This is a genomic window from Mesorhizobium sp. M2A.F.Ca.ET.037.01.1.1, from assembly GCF_003998075.1.
In the GTDB taxonomy this organism is placed as follows: domain Bacteria; phylum Pseudomonadota; class Alphaproteobacteria; order Rhizobiales; family Rhizobiaceae; genus Mesorhizobium.
Window position 1 is genome coordinate 1 of sequence record NZ_RZSA01001137.1, and the last position, 1,927, is coordinate 1,927.

Annotated in this window: 3 protein-coding genes; all 3 read left to right on the top strand. The window is 65.7% G+C overall.

What is annotated here, in order from left to right:
* The coding region (locus tag EOA27_RS34315) for an EAL domain-containing protein (protein ID WP_145970753.1) at positions 1-808 on the top strand (808 nt) is incomplete at its 5' end.
* Between the two features lie 93 nt (positions 809-901).
* A complete protein-coding gene (locus EOA27_RS41170; RefSeq protein ID WP_189343169.1) occupies positions 902-1,261 on the top strand; it encodes a hypothetical protein in 360 nt (119 codons plus the stop codon).
* Between the two features lie 183 nt (positions 1,262-1,444).
* On the top strand, positions 1,445-1,924 hold the full coding sequence (locus tag EOA27_RS34330) for a hypothetical protein (RefSeq protein WP_126083274.1): 480 nt from the start codon (positions 1,445-1,447) through the stop codon (positions 1,922-1,924).
* The last annotated feature ends 3 nt before the right edge of the window (positions 1,925-1,927 follow it).

The window sequence follows — 1,927 nt, forward strand, 5'->3', positions numbered from 1 at the left end:
GCTCAACGCCGCGCGGCTGGCGGCCGACCTTGTCGACGCGATGGAGGATGGCCGGTTGAAGCTGTTCGGCCAGGAGATCCATCGGCTCGGCCTGCCGTGGGAGGACAGCCGCCATGTCGAGGTCCTGGCCAGGCTCGAGGCCCGCACCGGCACGATGATCCCGCCCGGCGATTTCATGCCGGTCGCCGAACGTTTCGGCCTTGCCGCGCGGCTCGACCGCTGGATCATCCGCACCGCGCTGACGCGCCACGGCGAGGCGATGCGCGCGGGCGCCATCGCGCTCGACTTCAACCTGTCGGCGCAGACGCTTTCCGATCCGCATCTATGGGATTTCGTCGACGAGGCCATCGCCGAGAGCGGCGCGCCGCCGTCGGCCATCGGCTTCGAGATCACGGAGACCGCTGCCGTCACCAATTTCGACGCGGCGGCCGAGTTCGTGCGCAAGGCGAGGCTCCGCCATTGTCGCGTCAGCCTTGACGATTTCGGCGCCGGCATGAGCTCGTTCGAATATCTCAGGCGCTTCCCCATCGACGCCATCAAGATCGATGGTTCCTTCGTCGAGCACATCGCCGACAGCCGTTTCGATCGCGAGATCGTCTCGGCGATCACCGGCATCGCGCGCTCGATGGGCGCCGCCGTGGTGGCCGAAAAGGTCGAGGAGAAAAACGCGCTGGAGATCCTCATGGGCATGGGCGTCGCCTATGGCCAGGGCTATTTCCTGCACCGGCCCGAACCGCTGGCGGCGATCGTGGCAAGAGCCGCCGGCGGCTCGATGTCACCGGAACGGCCGCATGCCAGGTTGGGCTGAAAATAAGCAGTTGCTAAAATTACAATTACTCACTTAAGGGCGCTGTAATCCGGCGCGGCAAAGATGCTCCGATAACCGGATCGGAGCGCCTGCATGAAAACCCTTCCCTTGCTTGCGGCAACCGCAATCGGCCTGCTCGGCATCTTCGCCGCCCAGTCATCCCATGCTGGCTCGGATAATGGCGGCGGGTTGACGGCGGCGTCGACAGCCGACGATGACGAGGTCAACACATCCAGCGTTGGCGACGACCACGAGGCCGCAGAGAATGACGACGCCGGGCATGGCGGCGACAGGGCCGCCTCCGGCTCGCATGAAGGCGACCAGGACGGCGATCACCAGGGCGAGGATCACGATGGCGACAACGAAGGCGGCGACGGTGGCAGCCATGACGGGGGCGGCGACACCGGCGGCGGCGGTGGCGGCGGCGATGGTGGTGGTGGCGGCGACGACTGAGCTTCGGCATTGAGCCAAACCAAGGCGATAGCGCGGCTCATCGTTAAAAGGTGAACCATCGTTCTATCGAACTCTTAGGACAACCGGGTTATTCCCTGTGAAACGCTTCGCTCGGGACATGAGGTCTTGGCTTGACTGTCCGGCGTCCGGTCCATGACGGACGGGCGCGTGCGAGACCCGGCAATGTCTTCGACGCTCAGCACCGCGCTTGTGATCCTGCAGCCGCAGCGCCTGCCGCCACCAGCGAGACCCGCCGCGAGCATCGACAGCGTCGCCGGCCCGGCGGCTTCGCCGGTCATGCAGCCCGCGGTCTCGGCATCCAAGTTCAGCCTCGACGGCCTCAACATCACGGCAACCAAGGTCCGGCTGATGCAGCAGGCGGGCAAGGAGTTCGGCGTCGACCAGACCGACTACGAGTCCGTGTCTTCCTACGGTTCGGCGATCAAGAGCGCCGTCGAGGCGTTGAAACGGCAATCTCCGTCGGCGGTTGCCAAGATCGAAAGGCAGCTTGGCCTGGACCAGCTTGGCGTTTCGCTGGATGCGCTGGTCAACGCGATCGTCCGCCCGCAAGGCGGCGACAACGACAGGCTGGATGCCGCGTTGAAGCGGCACGCAAGCGGGGAGGGCGACCAGCCGGACGAGCTCGGGCTCTACAGCCTCTGAGGC